Origin of the sequence: Rothia sp. HMSC069C10, assembly GCF_001812205.1 — a bacterium.
GTDB classification, from domain to species: Bacteria; Actinomycetota; Actinomycetes; order Actinomycetales; family Micrococcaceae; genus Rothia; species Rothia mucilaginosa.
In genome coordinates this window covers 27,152-43,027 of sequence record NZ_KV808305.1, presented here as the reverse complement: position 1 = coordinate 43,027, position 15,876 = coordinate 27,152, and the positions used below count along the sequence as shown (strand labels likewise).

Sequence of the window (15,876 nt, the reverse complement as noted above, 5' to 3'; positions counted from 1 at the left end):
GGCTGCGGCGCCCTGTGGCTGGGTTACCCGTGGTGGGGTTAGAGCTGGGGATGCTTCACTTCCGCCTGCACCGGGCACTCCGGCGGGCAGTAGTTCTTCGCGTCCTCAGCCAGCACCTCGCGGGTCTGCGCCACGTCATCGTTAATCTGCTCAATCAGCGCCTCAACACCGGTGTACGCCACCATGGGACGCAGACGCTTCACGAACTCAATCAGCACACGCTGACCGTACAGGTTGAAATCCTCCACGCGCTCTTTCGGACGGTCAATCACGTGCGCCTCAACCTGGCGGTGCTCAATACCGTCAAAGGTCGGGTTCGTACCCACCGAAATAGCGGAGGGGTGACGGTTACCGGATTCGTCCACCAGCCAGCCGGCGTACACACCGTCGGCGGGAATCAGGCCGCGCGCCTCAAGCTCAAGGTTCGCGGTCGGGAAGCCCAACTCGCGGCCGCGCGCCAGACCGTGCACGACCTCACCAGCCATCATGTGGTGGCGGCCCAGCAGCTCGGTTGCGGCGGGCATATCACCCTCCAGCAGCAGCTGGCGGATGCGGGTCGAGGAGCAGCGGGTGTTCTCATCCACCATCAGATCCTCAACGACCACGACCTCAAAGCCGTACTTCTCCCCCAGCTCACGCATAGTGTTCAGGTCGCCGGAATTGTTCTTACCAAAGCGCACGTCGTCACCAATGACCACGAAACGCGCGTTCAGCGCATCCACAAAGGTGGACTTCACGAACTCCTCGGGGGTCTGCGCAGCGAACTCCAGGTTGTAGTTCAGTAGCAGGTAGTCGTTCAGACCCAGCAGGCACATGAAGTAGCGGCGCGAGCCCTGACCCATAATGTCGTGGTGGGCCGCCTCGGGACGGTGCACCTGCATCGGGTGCGGGTCAAAAGAGACCGCGATAGAGCTCAAACCGTGCTCTTCAGCAAGGGAGACCACGCGCGAAATCACGCGGGCATGTCCACGGTGCACGCCGTCAAAATTGCCGATGGTCACGACCGAGGGGCCGTAGCCGGCGGGGACCTCGCTCAAAGCGGTGTAGAGGGTCACGGGCTCTCCTGAAAAAGATAAATGTACCTATCCATCCTAGACCACAGGCGGCAGGATGCAGAATTCAAAACGGGAATCAACAGGGAATGGAACGGCGCCCCTCGCAGGCGGTGCCTTCTCCCCCACTTTTGCGGATGCGGCGGGGTATCTAACACGCAACTGTGCAGCCTCAGCACCTGGAAAATCCATGCGCAGCACCCACCCATAAGAAAGCCCGGGCAGGCACCCCACCGTGCGGCAGGAACCTTCCCGGGCGTTACGACTACTTACGAGCCTGGTTACGAGAAGCCTTCAGCATCTCCTCGCGAATCTTATTGGACTTGTTAATCCAGCCGTACCACACCAGCAGGCACGGAGGAATCACAAGCTCAGTCACCATCAGCACGATCAGCGACCAGTGCGGGGTGCCGAAGAACGCCCACGACAGGATACGACCCACGCCGCCCAAGAAAACCACCAGGCAGGAGAACACGAGCATGTTCACCCACTTGAACTTCAGGGCAATGAACACGAAGGACAGGCCCACACCCACATAGGCTGCCGCGAAGAACACGTAGTTCGACTGCACCGAGGCGTTCGCAAAGTCCTGAGGCGCATCCGGAATGACGCGGACACCGCCCAGAACCTGCCACACACCGTACGCAATCATGAACAGACCGTACAGCGCCACCGCCGCGCGGAACGCCGCACGGTTCTGAGGCTTAGCCGCCTCCTCAAGGCTCTTGGGGCGGGCAAACGCCTCGCGGGTTGCCTTCTTCTCAGCCTTCTTATCGGCCTTCTGCGACGCCTTATCGCCGGACGCCGGTGCGGCTACGCGAACACCCTCGGGTGCCTTCGCCGCAGAAATAGGCTCAGCGTTCTTAGCACCGGCAGCCTTCGCGGCACCGCTCTGAGTAGCAGCCCCGGTTACGGTAGCTTCAGCCTGTGCAGACTCCACTCGGGGTACCGGCGCGGTACGAGGCTCACTCGCCTTCTTAGCAGAGCTCTGGTTCTCGCTCATCTTCTCTCCTTCAGCAGGGCCGGGCGGCACCCGCACGAGTAGTCATGTGTGTTCAGGGGTTGTTTACGTTAGCGTGTTGAATGAATAGGGGGCGCACATTCGGTAGGGCGCATATTCAATAGGCACTGGATCAATCAGGCTTGAGGAATCAGGCTTGAAGGAATCAGGTGTGGGCAGGCGCAAACGCCGAACCCTCTTCGCCCATCATAAGCCCTCAACGCCTAGTTGAAGGAACGATTCGCCTCAAAAACCAGCACCGGAGCGGCCTGCACCTTCCCGCGCTGCTTCTTATTCTCCAGAAGGGCAACCAGGGTACCGTCCGGGGCGAAGCCCGCCACAATACCCTCAACGCTGGCATGCTGCACCGCGCCGGACTCATCCGCGCTCGCGTGCACGGAACGCTTCACCACGGAACCGTCACCGCTGGGGCTAATACGACGACCGTAAGAAATGTCGCTCGCCTCCGCGGCAGAGAGCTCACGCGCACCAAAGATGCGGCGTGCCGCCTCCTCCAGGGGAAGCAGCGGCAAATCTTCCAGCGGTGCCTCCGACTCTTCACGGCGCTGCTTCAACTGCGCCAAATCGGCGGCATCCTCAAGCACCACCGCGCCCACACGGGTACGGCGAAGAGCCGTCAGGTGGCCACCGGTGCCCAGAATCTTGCCCAAATCACGCGCCAGGGCACGAATATAGGTGCCCGAAGAGCACGAAACCGTCACCTTGCAGTCAATCACGGGAACCGAGGTTGCCGCGTGTTCGCCCTCATTCTCGGGGTCCTCAATCACGTACTCGGCAAAACCAGGGTTGATGGAATGTACCGTGAACTCGCTAATCGTCACCGGACGCGCCGCCAACTCAACCTGCTCACCGCTACGCACACGCGCATACGAACGAACACCGTTGATCTTAATAGCGGACACCGCAGAAGGAACCTGCAGAATATCGCCGCTCAGCTGCGCCACAGCCTCCAGGATGCGCGCACGCATCTGCTCAGCGTCCAGACCGGTCAGCGCCTCGACGGCATCAGGATGCGCGGCGGTGTGCTCACCCTCGGCATCCTCAGTCAGCGTCTCAATGCCCAGGCGAATCGTCGCGTCATAGGTTTTATCCTGACCGACCAGGTAGGTCAGCAGCTTCGTTGCCTTATTGATGCCCAAAATCAGCACGCCGGTCGCGGCGGGATCCAGTGTACCGGCGTGACCGACCCGCCGGGTGCCAGCAATACGACGCATCTGAGAGACTGCGTCGTGGCTACTCATCCCGGCGGGCTTATCAATGACCATCAGGCCGGACGGGCCCTGAGGTTGCTTCTTCGCCACTTAGGCGTCCTCACCCTCGGCAGGCTCATCCTTCTTGTAGGGGTCAGCCTCACCAGCGTACTCGGCACCCTCAGCTGCAGCAGCCAGGGCGGCGTCGCGCTCGCGAGTCTCACGCAGAAGCGCCTCAATGTGGAAGGCGTTCTCGGGAACCTCATCAGCGACGAAAGTCAGGGTGGGGGTCAGGCGGGCTGTGATGTTCTTACCCACCTCGGCGCGCAGAATACCCTTAGCGGATTCCAGCGCCTTCTTGGTGTTTGCGGCGTCCTCTTCGGAGCCGAACACGGTGTAGTACAGGGTTGCGTGCTGCAGGTCGTTGGTCACGCGGGCATCGGTAATGGTCACAAAACCGAGGCGGGGATCCTTAACACGACGCTCCAGCGCCTTCGCCACAATTACCTTGATGCGGTCGGCAAGTCGTGCCGCGCGGGCTGCATCAGCCATGTGTTTCTCCTTGAAATATCGTGGCGCCTTCCGCGAACACTCGGGGTGTTACGGAGGCGTTCCAGGTAATGCGGAAGCGCCCGCCCCGCCAGCATCCGCCCCGCAGGCTCTAAGTTTTAGAAGCCTGCGGGTGCGGGAACACTAGCGGGTGACGGGCGCATCAGCGTGTGAGTCTTAGACACGCGGCTTTTCGCGCATCTCCCAAGTCTCGATAATGTCGCCTTCCTTGATGTCGTTGAAGGAGCCGAGGCCAATACCACACTCGAAACCTTCGCGAACCTCGGTAGCGTCGTCCTTGAAACGACGCAGCGACTCGATGGTGAGGTTGTCTGCCACCACGGAACCGTCGCGCACCAGGCGTGCCTTGGCGTTGCGCTTGATGATGCCGTTCTTGACGATCGAACCTGCGATGTTGCCCCACTTGGAGGAGCGGAAGACCTCGCGGATCTCTGCGGAGCCGAGCTCCACTTCCTCGTACTCGGGCTTGAGCATACCCTTGACGGCCTGCTCAATTTCCTCAATCGCACGGTAGATGACCGAGTAGAACTTCATCTCGACACCTTCGCGGTCGGCAAGTTCTGCAACGCGCTCTGCCGGGCGGACGTTGAAGCCGATGATGACCGCGTTGTCCACGGTAGCCAGGTTCACGTCGTTCTGGGTAATAGCACCCACACCGCGGTGGATGACGCGCAGCTGAACCTCGTCGCCACCGACGTCGATCTTCATCAGGGACTCTTCCAGCGCTTCGACAGCACCGGAGACGTCACCCTTAATGATCAGGTTCAGGGTGTCCATCTTGCCCTCAGCCACAGCGGCATCGAAGGACTCGAGGGTCACGCGCTTACGACGCTTAGCCAGCTGAGCGTTACGATCAGCAGCCTCACGCTTCTCAGCGATCTGACGAGCGGTACGCTCTTCCTCGGTGGAGAGGAAGGTGTCGCCTGCACGAGGAACGGTGGACAGACCCAGCACCTGAACGGGGCGGGACGGGCCAGCTTCCTTCACAGCCTGACCGTTCTCATCGAACATTGCACGAACGCGACCGTGAGCAACACCGGCAACGATAGCGTCACCGACGCGCAGGGTACCGGACTGAACCAGGACGGTGGAAACCGCACCGCGGCCCTTGTCCAGGTTTGCTTCAATAGCAACGCCGCGTGCTTCCTTGTTCGGGTTAGCGGTCAGTTCGAGCACGTCAGCGGTCAGGGTGACAGCCTCAAGCAGCTCGTCGATGTTGGTGCCGTTGCGAGCGGAGACGTCCACGAACATGGTGTCGCCACCGTACTCTTCGGGGATCAGACCGTACTCGGTGAGCTGGCCACGGATCTTGTCCGGGGACGCGCCTTCCTTATCGATCTTGTTCACAGCAACCACAATCGGCACGTTAGCTGCCTGTGCGTGGTTCAGTGCCTCAACGGTCTGGGGCATAACGCCGTCATCCGCTGCGACCACGAGGATTGCCACGTCGGTGACCTTCGCACCACGGGCACGCATAGCGGTGAACGCCTCGTGACCGGGGGTATCGATGAAGGTAATCGCGCGGTCTTCACCCTCAACGGTGGTGTGGACCTGGTATGCACCAATGTGCTGGGTAATGCCGCCGGCCTCACCATCAATGACGTTGGTGTTACGGATAGCGTCCAGCAGGCGGGTCTTACCGTGGTCAACGTGACCCATGACGGTAACGACCGGGGGACGAACCTCCAGAACGTCCTCGCCCTCAGCTTCTGCTTCGGCTTCGAGGTCGATGTCGAAGGATTCGAGCAGCTCGCGCTCCTCATCCTCCGGGGAAACAATCTTGATCGAGTAACCCAGTTCGGCACCCAGCAGCTCGAAGGTCTCCTCGTCCAGGGACTGAGTCTGGGTAGCCATCTCACCCAGGTGGAAGAGAACCGTAATCAGCGATGCCGGGTTTGCGCCAATCTTCTCAGCGAAGTCCATGATGGACGCGCCACGGCGCAGACGAATCTCGGTCGAGCCGTCGCCGCGAGGAACAACCACGCCACCGGGTGCCGGTGCGTTCAGCTGCTCCTGCTCATGGCGGCGAGCTGCCTTGGACTTGCGGCCCTTACGCTTGGAACCGCCGCGACCGAATGCACCCTGTGCGTTGCCGCGACCGCCGGGGCCGGGACGACCCGGACCGCGGTTGAAGCCGCCGCCGGAACCGCCGCCGCGACGTGCGCCGCCGCCACCGTTACCGCCGCCGTTGTTGGAACCGGACGCGCCGCCACCAACGTTGGATACCTTGGGCATCATCGAGGGGTTCGGGCGTGCACCGCCGCCACCAGCCGGACGGGATGCACCGGGACGTGCACCAGCTGCCGGACGGGGGCCACCGTTACCACCGGGACGTGCGCCACCTGCGGGGCGGGGACCGCCGTTACCGCCGGGGCGTGCGCCACCGTTGCCGCCGTTGCCACCGGGACGACCGTTACGTGCCGGACGGGGACCGCCGGAACGCTGCGAGTCGCCGCCGCCACGCTTCATACCCTGCTGGGATGCGAAGGGGTTGTTACCGGGGCGAGGACCGGGCTTGGGGCCGGGCTTCGGAGCGGCAGGCTTGGGTGCTGCCGGCTTCGGTGCTGCCTCGGGGCGTGCCATGCCCTGCTGGGATGCGAAGGGGTTGTTACCCGGGCGGGGGCCGCCGGGCTTGGGTGCTGCTGCCGGCTTTGCGGCGGGCTTAGCTGCTGCAGGCTTGGGAGCTGCGCTCTCAGCTGCGGGCCTGGGTGCCGGCTTAGCTGCAGGCTTTGCCGCTGCGGGCTTGGGTGCCGGCTTAGCTGCAGGCTTTGCCGCTGCGGGCTTGGGTGCCGGCTTAGCTGCAGGCTTAGCCGCTGCAGGCTTGGGAGCCGGCTTAGCTGCCGACTCTGCGGGTGCGGCCTTTGCGGGTGCTGCCTTTGCGGCAGGCTTAGCGGCTGCGGCGGGGAATTCCGCGCGCAGCTTCTTCAGAACCATGGGGTTCAGGGTGGAAGAGGAGCTCTTAACGAACTCGCCCATATCCTTAAGCTTGGCAATAACTTCCTTGGAAGGTACGCCTACTTCTTTAGCAAACTCGTGTACTCGAGGCTGAGCCAAATTTTCTCCATTCCCGGTCCGCACCGGGAATGGTGCGGACACTAATGTTTACGGGGTGCACGCCCGAAGGCGCGCCAATTCGTGAAATTGCCGGTGGGTGAGCACGAAAGGGTACTCATTTCGCGGCACTCATTAGATATCCATCAGTTTTCTGACTCGCTTTCAGATAAGAAGTCGTCAAACTCGTTGACTTACAGAGGACATATACCCGAAAAGCGTCTATGAGGGGGTCGAGTCCGCAATAACGGCTCGAATCTGCTCACAGCACGCCTGCAGCTGGGCTGCAGGGACCGCTTTTTTGAAGGCGCGCGCCAGACCGTTCTTTTTCTGCAGAGCGGCTACGCACTTTTCGCTCGGATGGATCCAAGCGCCTCGTCCGGGCATAGTTCCCGCCGTATCGGGCTGATAGGGCGGGGTGTCCGCCTGCTCGGTAGCAGACGTGACGGGTGTGCGGGCGATGCGCAGCAGGTTGCGCTGTTCATCGCGGGCACGGCATCCGATGCAGGTGCGGACCGGTCCTTCAAACGCTTCGGAGGTTGCGGTGAGGTCGTGATTGCTCATGGTCCTCTCCCCTCTCTAGCGTGTGTAGAACCGCGTTCGCAGTACATTCGTGATGCTCTATCCGGTGCGCGTGAGGGCACGATAAAGCGCCCGGTTACGCACCGGCACATCTTAATAGTGTATCCCGTTTTTAAGAATCATGGGCAAAACTGTGACGCAGGCGCAAGAACACCGGGCACGTTGCTGCCCGATCTCTTGCGCCTGCATCAAAAGGATATGCCGCGGGATACGCCCCTCACCGGGGCTAATGCTTATTCAGCGTCCTGTGCGGACTCTTCTGCTGCTTCTTCAATTGCCTTCTCAGCGGAAGCTTCTTCAGCCAGGCTACGAGCCACGCGAGCTGCAACCTCTTCCTCGGCACGAACCTGAGCGTACTTTGACTCGGAGAGAATATCGATACGCCAGCCGGTCAGCTTCGCTGCCAGACGCGCATTCTGACCCTCACGGCCGATAGCCAGGGACAGCTGGTCATCCGGAACCACGGCACGAGCGGAATACTCACGCGGGTTCGCGATAATGACCTCGGTGACCTTCGCCGGGGACAGTGCCGCAGCGATGAAGGTTGCCGGATCGGTCGAGTAGTCGACAATGTCAATCTTCTCGTCGTTCAGCTCGGCAGCAACCGCACGCACGCGGGCACCCATATCGCCGATGCACGCACCCTTAGCGTTAATGGTCGGGTTCTTCGCGGACACAGCAATCTTGGAGCGGTGACCAGCTTCACGTGCGATGGAGTTAATGGAAACCAGGCCCTCAGAGATTTCGGGAACCTCGTGCTCGAACAGGCGCAGAACCAGGTTCGGGTGCGAACGAGAAACCACAATCGAGGGGCCCTTGGGGCCGCGGCGAGCCTCAACCAGGTAGGCGCGCAGGCGGGAGCCGTGCGGGTACTTCTCGCCCGGAACCTGCTCATTGCTGGGCAGAACAGCTTCAACGGTGCCCAGGTCAACCTGAACCATACGCGGGTTGTTGCCCTGCTGAATCACGCCGGACACCAGGGTGCCCTCACGGTCCTTGAACTCACCCAGAACGGATGCGTCCTCAGCGTCACGCAGACGCTGCGAAAGCACCTGACGGACGGTTGCGGCAGCGATACGGCCAAAGTTGTTCGGGGTATCGTCGAACTCGTCAATCTTCTGGTTGTCCTCATCAAGCTCAGGAGCCAGAATGACGAACTCGCCGGTGGTGTGGTCGATGACGGCACGAGAACCCTTAATGGCGCCGGGCTGCTTCATGTACGCGAGCAGCAGGGCGTTCTCAACCAGGGTGAAGAGCTCCTCCATGACGAGAGAGCGCTGCTTCGCCAATGCGCGCAGTGCGCCCAGGTCAATAGTTTTAATATCCTCCACGCTTTTCAGCCTTTCCCAGTTAGCACGGCGCCGGGACGCTCAATGCGCCCCGGCTCCCGAACGGTATATACCTGACACGGAACACCCCGTGCCTGAAGCTTTAATAACTCTATTCTACCGGCTCAGCGGGCGAATTGAAGTCAATCTCGACGTGAGCAGAAGCAATATTTTCCCACGGAAGCAAGCTCGGCTCGTGGTACGACTCCTTCTGGCCCTTCTTCGTGTTCTTCTTACGAGCCAGCACCGGACCTTCATCCTGCACCTCGTGCAGACGCGCCAGGTACTCGGTGCCGTCGGGTGCGGTGACCGCAATCAGGCGGGTACGGGCACGTTCCCAGTGGCGGCGCTCGGTCAGGGCACGGGTAGCACCCGGCGAGGACACCTCCAGCTCGTAGGGGAAGAACTCGTCGTTCTCATCCGCACGGTCCAGGGCGCTCGAAATCGCACCGGAAATCTCCGCGAGGGAATCCAGCGACAGCGAATCGGTACGCTCAGCGGTGTAGTCCACCGTAATCTTCACGGTGCGGTTCGCCGCCGGGCCCGAAATCTTCAGGCCCTCCAGCACCAGCGAGAACTCGGAGATGACCGGGGCAATCGCCTCGGCAACCTCTTCCTCACGAATCGCGCGGGTACCCACGCGCACCGGTGCCTCCACCACGGGCTCACTCTCAACGCGAGTGCGGGGAGTGTTCACACCATTCGCCACGCGGGATGCGGCACGGCGAGCGCGCGCATTCGGGGCGCTCTTCTTAGAGCCAGAACGCTTCGGCTTGTATGCCATAGTTCTCTTCTTTCATTCTTCCGCCGCTACCCTGCCCCACCTCCTGGGAGGTAGGGCAGGTGGCGACGGTTTTACGTCTTAGCGGGCTAGTGGCGTGCCTTAGGCGCGCGCACCTCAGCGATGACCTCAGCCACCGCGTTCTCGACGGACACCTCGCGAGCCTCACCGCTGCGGCGGTCCTTCAGCTCCAGCACGCCGTCCTTGAAGCCGCGACCAATCACCAGGATGGTGGGCACGCCCAGCAGCTCGGCGTCGCCGAACTTCACGCCGGGGCTGGTCTTCGGGCGGTCGTCCAGCATGACCTGCAGGCCAGCGGATTCCAGGGATGCGCTGAGCTCTTCAGCGTACTCGTGGGATGCTGCATCCTTGCCGGTGATGACGATGTGCACGTCTGCCGGTGCCAGGTTACGCGGCCAGATCAGGCCCTTCTCGTCGTGGTTGCCCTCGGCGATAGCGGCCAGTGCGCGGGTCACGCCCACGCCGTAGGAGCCCATGGTCACGGTCTGCAGCTTGCCGTTCTGGTCCAGGACCTTCAGGCCCAGTGCCTCAGCGTACTTGCGGCCCAGGGCGAAGATGTGACCCATCTCGATGCCGCGGGCTGCCACCAGTTCGCCGGAGCCGTCCGGTGCCGGGTCGCCTTCGCGCACCTCGCACGCCTCAATGACGCCGTCGGCGGTGAAGTCGCGGCCGAAGACCAGGTTCGCCACGTGCTTGCCCTCTTCGTTTGCGCCGGTCACCCAGCGGGTACCGCGCACCACGCGGGGGTCAACGAAGAAGGGAATGCCGGTTGCGGAAGCTACCGCATCCTCGTCCTCGGTGTGCGCACCGAACAGGGGCGCATCCAGGCTCAGGCCGGGGCCAATGTAGCCCTTGACCAGCTGGGGGTATGCCTTCAGGTCCTCTTCGCTGGCTGCCTCAACCTCAACCTCGCCGCCGATGCCTAGCAGGGCGCCGATGTTGACCTCAACGCGGCCCAGGTCCACGGCCCGGTCACCGGGAACGCCCACGGCGAAGACCTTACGCTCACCGGAGGGGGTGATGACGGTGCCGAGGAAGCACTTGAGGGTCTGCGAAGCTTCCAGGGTGCCGCCGGTCACCTCGGAGTGCAGTTCGTTCATGCGCTCCACCAGGGTCTCAATGGTGGCGGAGTCGGGGGTGTCCACGACGATTGCCGCCGGGGTGTCCTCGGTGATTTCGATTTCCTCGGGAACCACGGTGGTCACGGCCTCAACGTTTGCCGCGTAGCCGCCCGCGGAACGCACGAAGGTGTCCTCACCGATGGGGGTCGGGTGCAGGAACTCTTCACTGCGGGAGCCGCCCATTGCGCCGGACTGTGCGGTCACAATGACAATCTCCAGGCCCAGGCGCTCGAAGATGCGCTGGTATGCGGCGCGGTGCGCCATGTACGCCTCGTTCAGGCCCTCATCGTCAATGTTGAAGGAGTAGGAGTCCTTCATGACGAACTCGCGGCCGCGCAGCAGACCCGCGCGGGGGCGCGCCTCATCGCGGTACTTGGTCTGAATCTGGTACAGGTAAACCGGAAGGTCCTTGTAGGAGGAGTACAGGTCCTTGACCAGCAGGGTGAACATTTCCTCGTGGGTGGGTGCCAGCAGCATGTCGGCACCCTTGCGGTCCTTGAGGCGGAAGAGGTTATCGCCGTATTCGTCCCAGCGGTTGGTTGCCTCGTAGGGCTCGCGGGGCAGCAGTGCGGGGAAGTGAACTTCCTGCGCGCCGATGGCGTCCATCTCTTCGCGGATGATGTTCTCGACCTTGCGCAGTACCTTCAGGCCCAGGGGCAGCCAGGTGTACACGCCCGGGGCTGCGCGGCGGATGTAACCGGCGCGGACCAGCAGCTTGTGGCTGGCGACCTCAGCGTCTACGGGGTCCTCGCGCAGAGTGCGCACGAAGAGGTTGGAAAGGCGAAGTACCACGATTCTCCTTGAAAGGTCGATAGGTTTAGGTAGGGTGCCCACGGCTCACCGGGTAAGCCACGAAAAAGGCACAGTCGTCTTTAATTTTATAGCGTTTTAGGGTTCGGCGTGTTTAGCGCTCAAAAATGATGGTCGAGAACTGCCCAATCTGCTCCCAACCGGTCCCCCGGTACATGGCAAGAGCGCGGGCGTTGTAGTCGTTCACGTACAGGCTCAAATGCGGGTAGCGGCGCTGCAGAATCTGCGCGGCGGCGGCAAAGAACGGCTTAGCCAGCCCGTAGCCGCGGTAGTCCGGGTGCAGCCACACGCCCTGCACCTGCGCGGCATCCAGGTTCACGATGCCCGCATCCGCCTTGAAGATAACGCGACCGTTCACATCGGTGACAATGGCGCAACGCTGACCGGCAATCAGCGTGCGCAGGCGCGCCGCGTAGCCCTCCCCGTAGCGGGCAACCGGGTCGAAGCCGACCTCCTCGGTGAACATGGCGGCTGCAGCGGGCAGAAGCTCCCCCAGGTCCGCGGAGGTGGCGAGGCGCGCATACCCGGCAGGCTCACCGCTGAGTTGGACAGCACCGGCGGGGCTCTGCCCCGGCTTGAGGGGCTCGGGTTTGATGGGCACGGGTTTGAGAGGCGCGGGCAGGTGCGCCGGCAGCTCAGGAAGCTCCGCCTCGTAGAAGCGGGCGAGGTCCTTCTCCGGCGGCAGATACAGCAGCGGCTGATTGGGACGCTCCGACAGAACCCGCGCACGGTGATCGCAACCGTCACCCAGGCTCGGCTGCAGCATCTGCAGTAGCGGGCTCTTAGCAGCGCCGCGAGTCTGCTCGCATAGCTCCTGCATGCGCGTCCACAGGGGCATCACGAAGACGCTCTCACCGAACATGGAATCCAGGCGAGAACCCACCTGCAGAAGTAGCTGAGCCAGCGCGTCACGATGCGCGAGCGCCGTAGCATCCAGGGTGGTGGCGTCAGAGGTTTCTACATGTTCGGCAACATCATGTTCGACCGCGGCACCACACAGCCGCACCGGCACCACATTCGAACCCAACAACAGCACACAGCACAACTGCCCGTCACGCTCACACCCGACAAAACCCTGATAGTAGTGCAGCGGAATACGCGGGGACCTCACCGGAAGAGGGCACGCCAAATAATGCTCAATGGAGTACAGATTCGGGACCGGGTCACTAAACAGGACCTCCTCCAGCTCATCGCACCACCGAGCATCCAGAGCAAAAACGTGTTCCTTCACGCGATCAGGCATAGAGGAAGAATCCATCGACGAAACAGCAGCAGACGAAACAGCAGCACGCCGGGCACGATTAGCCTTACGGCGGCGAGAAAAAAGAGTGAACATGACCTGTTGAGTGATAGAGAATGAGCGACAAAAAAATAAGTGAAAACACGGGGACACGCACCCCCGAAAAAGTAGCCGAATCAGGCGGCCACAACCGGCAGCGGCAAGCACTAAGCCCGCCACCACCATAACCGGACATAACCGGAAAAGCGCGGAGGCGCCCTCACCAGGGCGCCTCCGCGCACAAAAGCTAACTAGCTCACCGAAACAGCCGGGGAACCCTCGGGAACATACTCGCCCGAAGCCTCCATCTCAGCAGCAATACGGGTCGCCTCTTCAATCAGAGTCTCAACGATCTGATCCTCAGGCACAGTCTTAATGACCTCACCCTTCACAAAAATCTGGCCCTTACCGTTACCGGACGCAACACCCAGGTCAGCCTCACGAGCCTCACCCGGACCGTTCACCACGCAACCCATCACGGCAACACGCAGCGGAACCTTCATGTGCTCCAGGCCCTTAGTCACGTTCTCAGCAAGCTCCCACACGTTCACCTGCGCACGACCACACGACGGGCAAGACACGATATCCAGCTTGCGGGGGCGAAGGTTCAGCGACTCCAGAATCTTGGTGCCCACCTTCACCTCCTCAACCGGAGGAGCAGACAGCGACACGCGAATAGTATCGCCAATACCCTGAGACAGCAGAGTACCGAACGCCACCGAGCTCTTAATAGTGCCCTGGAACGCCGGACCAGCCTCAGTCACACCCAAGTGCAGGGGCCAGTCACCGCGCTCAGCCAGCTGACGGTACGCCTCCACCATCACCACAGGGTCATTATGCTTCACAGAAATCTTGAAATCGCGGAAACCGTGCTCCTCAAAGAGCGACGCCTCCCACACAGCAGACTCAACCAGAGCCTCCGGAGTAGCCTTACCGTACTTCTCCAACAGACGCTTATCCAGCGAACCAGCATTCACACCAATACGCAGAGAAACGCCGTGGTCCGAAGCCATCTGAGCGATTTCCTTCACCTGGTCATCGAACTTACGGATATTACCCGGGTTCACACGCACAGCACCGCAACCAGCCTGAATAGCCGCATACACGTACTTCGGCTGGAAGTGAATATCAGCAATCACCGGAATACGGGACTGCTTCGCAATAATGGGCAGAGCCTCCGCATCCTTATCAGTCGGGCACGCCACACGCACAATATCGCAACCGGCAGCGGTCAACTCAGCAATCTGCTGCAGAGTCGCACCAATGTCGTGGGTCTTAGTGGTCGTCATCGACTGCACCGAAATCGGAGATTCAGAACCAACACCGACAGAACCCACCTTAAACTGGCGAGTCTTACGACGCGGGGACAGAACCGCGGGAGCGGGCTTCGGCATACCAAGGCTGACCGACAAGGTTTTCCTCCATACATGGGTTATGAAGGACGTACGACGCATCCTTCGTTCAACTTTTTATTGTGCCACTGACGCGAAAGAAAGCACTAATACGGGTACCCTTACCGCGCGCAACAACACACTAAAACAGGGTGATGGGCTTAACAATATCCGCCACAATCAGAATGACAGACATCACAATAAACGCGCCTGCCACCACATACGTCAACGGCAACAACTTCACCGGATCAAACGGACCCGGATCCTTACGCCCAGTCAAACGTGCAAAGAAACGACGCACCCCCTCCCAGAGCGCACCCAACACGTGGCCACCATCCAGAGGCAGAAGCGGAATCAGATTAAACGCAAAAAGCATCAAATTCATATTCGCCACCAGCGAGACCAACATCGCAGCCTTCGCCTTCACATCAATACGGTCAGTAGCCGTCACCTCACCGGCAATACGACTCACACCAACCACAGACACCGGCGACTCAACACTACGCTCACCACCAGTCACCAAAGTCACCGTCAACTCCCACACACGCTGCGGCAACGACAACATCGACGAACCCACACGAGAGAGCGTATCGCCCACCATCGCAGGCACCTCAGTAATAGAACCAGGCACCAACTCACTCGACGGCGACACACCCACAAAACCGCCGCGAGTCGTCGCAATCGAACCATCCGCAGCACGCGCATACTGGCCCTTACCATCAGAAACCGGGCGGATCATCTCAACCGGAGTCACCAACAAATCCAGACGCTGACCATCACGCTCCACCGTCAAAGTGCTCGGGTGAGAACCCGCCGCACGAATCGCCGAAGACACCGCCTCCCACGAACCCGTCGACGCACCATTCACAGCAACCACACGGTCACCCACCCGCACACCAGCAGCCTTCGCAGGCGACGGAGTGGACTTATCCGTACACTCGCCATAGCTAATCGAATCATGAGTGACATTCACGCTCGGCACGCACTCAGACACCGCTGACACCTTATTCGTCACCTGCGCCGTACCAAAACCACAAATCAGCACAGCAGTACACACCACACCAATCAGCAGGTTCATCGTCGGGCCACCCAGCATAATCACCATGCGCTTGAGCACCGGCAACTTATAGAACAGGCGGTCCTCATCACCGGGCTTCAGACGCTCAGCATCCGCCGCACGCGCTTCCTCAGCCAAGGACGCAAACGGGCTGGTACTGCCCGAATGGCCCTCCTCATGGTGCTCCTTCACCTCAGCAGGGCTCGGCGGGTACATGCCAATCATCGAAATGTAGCCGCCCAACGGGATCGCCTTGAAACCGTACTCAGTCTCGCCGCGGCGGAAAGAGAACACGGTCTTACCGAAGCCAATCATGTACTGCGGAACGCGCACATTGAACAGCTTCGCGGGCACCAGATGCCCCACCTCGTGCAGGGCAATCGAGACGGCAATAGCGATTGCCATGAGGATAATGCCCACAGCGTACAGCAGGATTTCCACGCTTTTTCTCGTTTCGGTTCGGGGATACGAAGCTTCTAGGATACTCGCTTAGCCTGTGAAGGCGCCCTCCCCCGCCTCATATGACTATGCAGGACGGTGTGGGTGGGTACGCTATACCCTTCCTCCGGTGAGGTGCGGGCATGTGGAGGGGTGGTGTTCGTCCTCGTTCCTACAGGGGCAC

General features: G+C 61.2%; 12 protein-coding genes. All 12 read right to left on the bottom strand.

What is annotated here, in order from left to right; all coding sequences use genetic code 11:
- Nucleotides 1–38: 38 nt before the first annotated feature.
- Complete coding sequence (locus HMPREF2842_RS07480) at nt 39–1,055, bottom strand: bifunctional riboflavin kinase/FAD synthetase (protein ID WP_049341697.1); 1,017 nt, start codon at nt 1,053–1,055, stop codon at nt 39–41.
- 262 nt (nt 1,056–1,317) lie between these two features.
- Complete coding sequence (locus HMPREF2842_RS07475) at nt 1,318–2,055, bottom strand: DUF4345 domain-containing protein (RefSeq protein ID WP_049338490.1); 738 nt, start codon at nt 2,053–2,055, stop codon at nt 1,318–1,320.
- Nucleotides 2,056–2,276: 221 nt separating this feature from the next.
- A complete protein-coding gene (gene truB / locus HMPREF2842_RS07470) occupies nt 2,277–3,374 on the bottom strand; it encodes a tRNA pseudouridine(55) synthase TruB (RefSeq protein WP_049338489.1) in 1,098 nt (365 codons plus the stop codon).
- Entirely contained in the window at nt 3,375–3,815 is a 441-nt protein-coding gene (gene rbfA, locus HMPREF2842_RS07465; RefSeq protein WP_005507090.1) for a 30S ribosome-binding factor RbfA, read from the bottom strand.
- A 174-nt stretch (nt 3,816–3,989) separates the two neighbouring features.
- A complete protein-coding gene (gene infB, locus HMPREF2842_RS07460; protein ID WP_049341696.1) occupies nt 3,990–6,887 on the bottom strand; it encodes a translation initiation factor IF-2 in 2,898 nt (965 codons plus the stop codon).
- Nucleotides 6,888–7,106: 219 nt separating this feature from the next.
- On the bottom strand, nt 7,107–7,448 hold the full coding sequence (locus tag HMPREF2842_RS07455; protein ID WP_049341695.1) for a YlxR family protein: 342 nt from the start codon (nt 7,446–7,448) through the stop codon (nt 7,107–7,109).
- Between the two features lie 251 nt (nt 7,449–7,699).
- On the bottom strand, nt 7,700–8,797 hold the full coding sequence (nusA, locus tag HMPREF2842_RS07450; RefSeq protein WP_049328007.1) for a transcription termination factor NusA: 1,098 nt from the start codon (nt 8,795–8,797) through the stop codon (nt 7,700–7,702).
- A gap of 109 nt (nt 8,798–8,906) precedes the next feature.
- Entirely contained in the window at nt 8,907–9,578 is a 672-nt protein-coding gene (gene rimP, locus HMPREF2842_RS07445; RefSeq protein WP_049341694.1) for a ribosome maturation factor RimP, read from the bottom strand.
- 86 nt (nt 9,579–9,664) lie between these two features.
- Nucleotides 9,665–11,509: a proline--tRNA ligase gene (locus HMPREF2842_RS07440; RefSeq protein WP_070643857.1), complete on the bottom strand. Its 1,845-nt coding sequence runs from the start codon at nt 11,507–11,509 to the stop codon at nt 9,665–9,667.
- Between the two features lie 112 nt (nt 11,510–11,621).
- On the bottom strand, nt 11,622–12,863 hold the full coding sequence (locus HMPREF2842_RS07435; protein ID WP_246823235.1) for a GNAT family N-acetyltransferase: 1,242 nt from the start codon (nt 12,861–12,863) through the stop codon (nt 11,622–11,624).
- Between the two features lie 194 nt (nt 12,864–13,057).
- Nucleotides 13,058–14,200, bottom strand: coding sequence for a flavodoxin-dependent (E)-4-hydroxy-3-methylbut-2-enyl-diphosphate synthase (ispG, locus tag HMPREF2842_RS07430; protein ID WP_044142245.1), 1,143 nt, complete (start codon nt 14,198–14,200; stop codon nt 13,058–13,060).
- Between the two features lie 139 nt (nt 14,201–14,339).
- A complete protein-coding gene (locus HMPREF2842_RS07425; RefSeq protein ID WP_049356017.1) occupies nt 14,340–15,695 on the bottom strand; it encodes a M50 family metallopeptidase in 1,356 nt (451 codons plus the stop codon).
- Between the last annotated feature and the right edge of the window lie 181 nt (nt 15,696–15,876).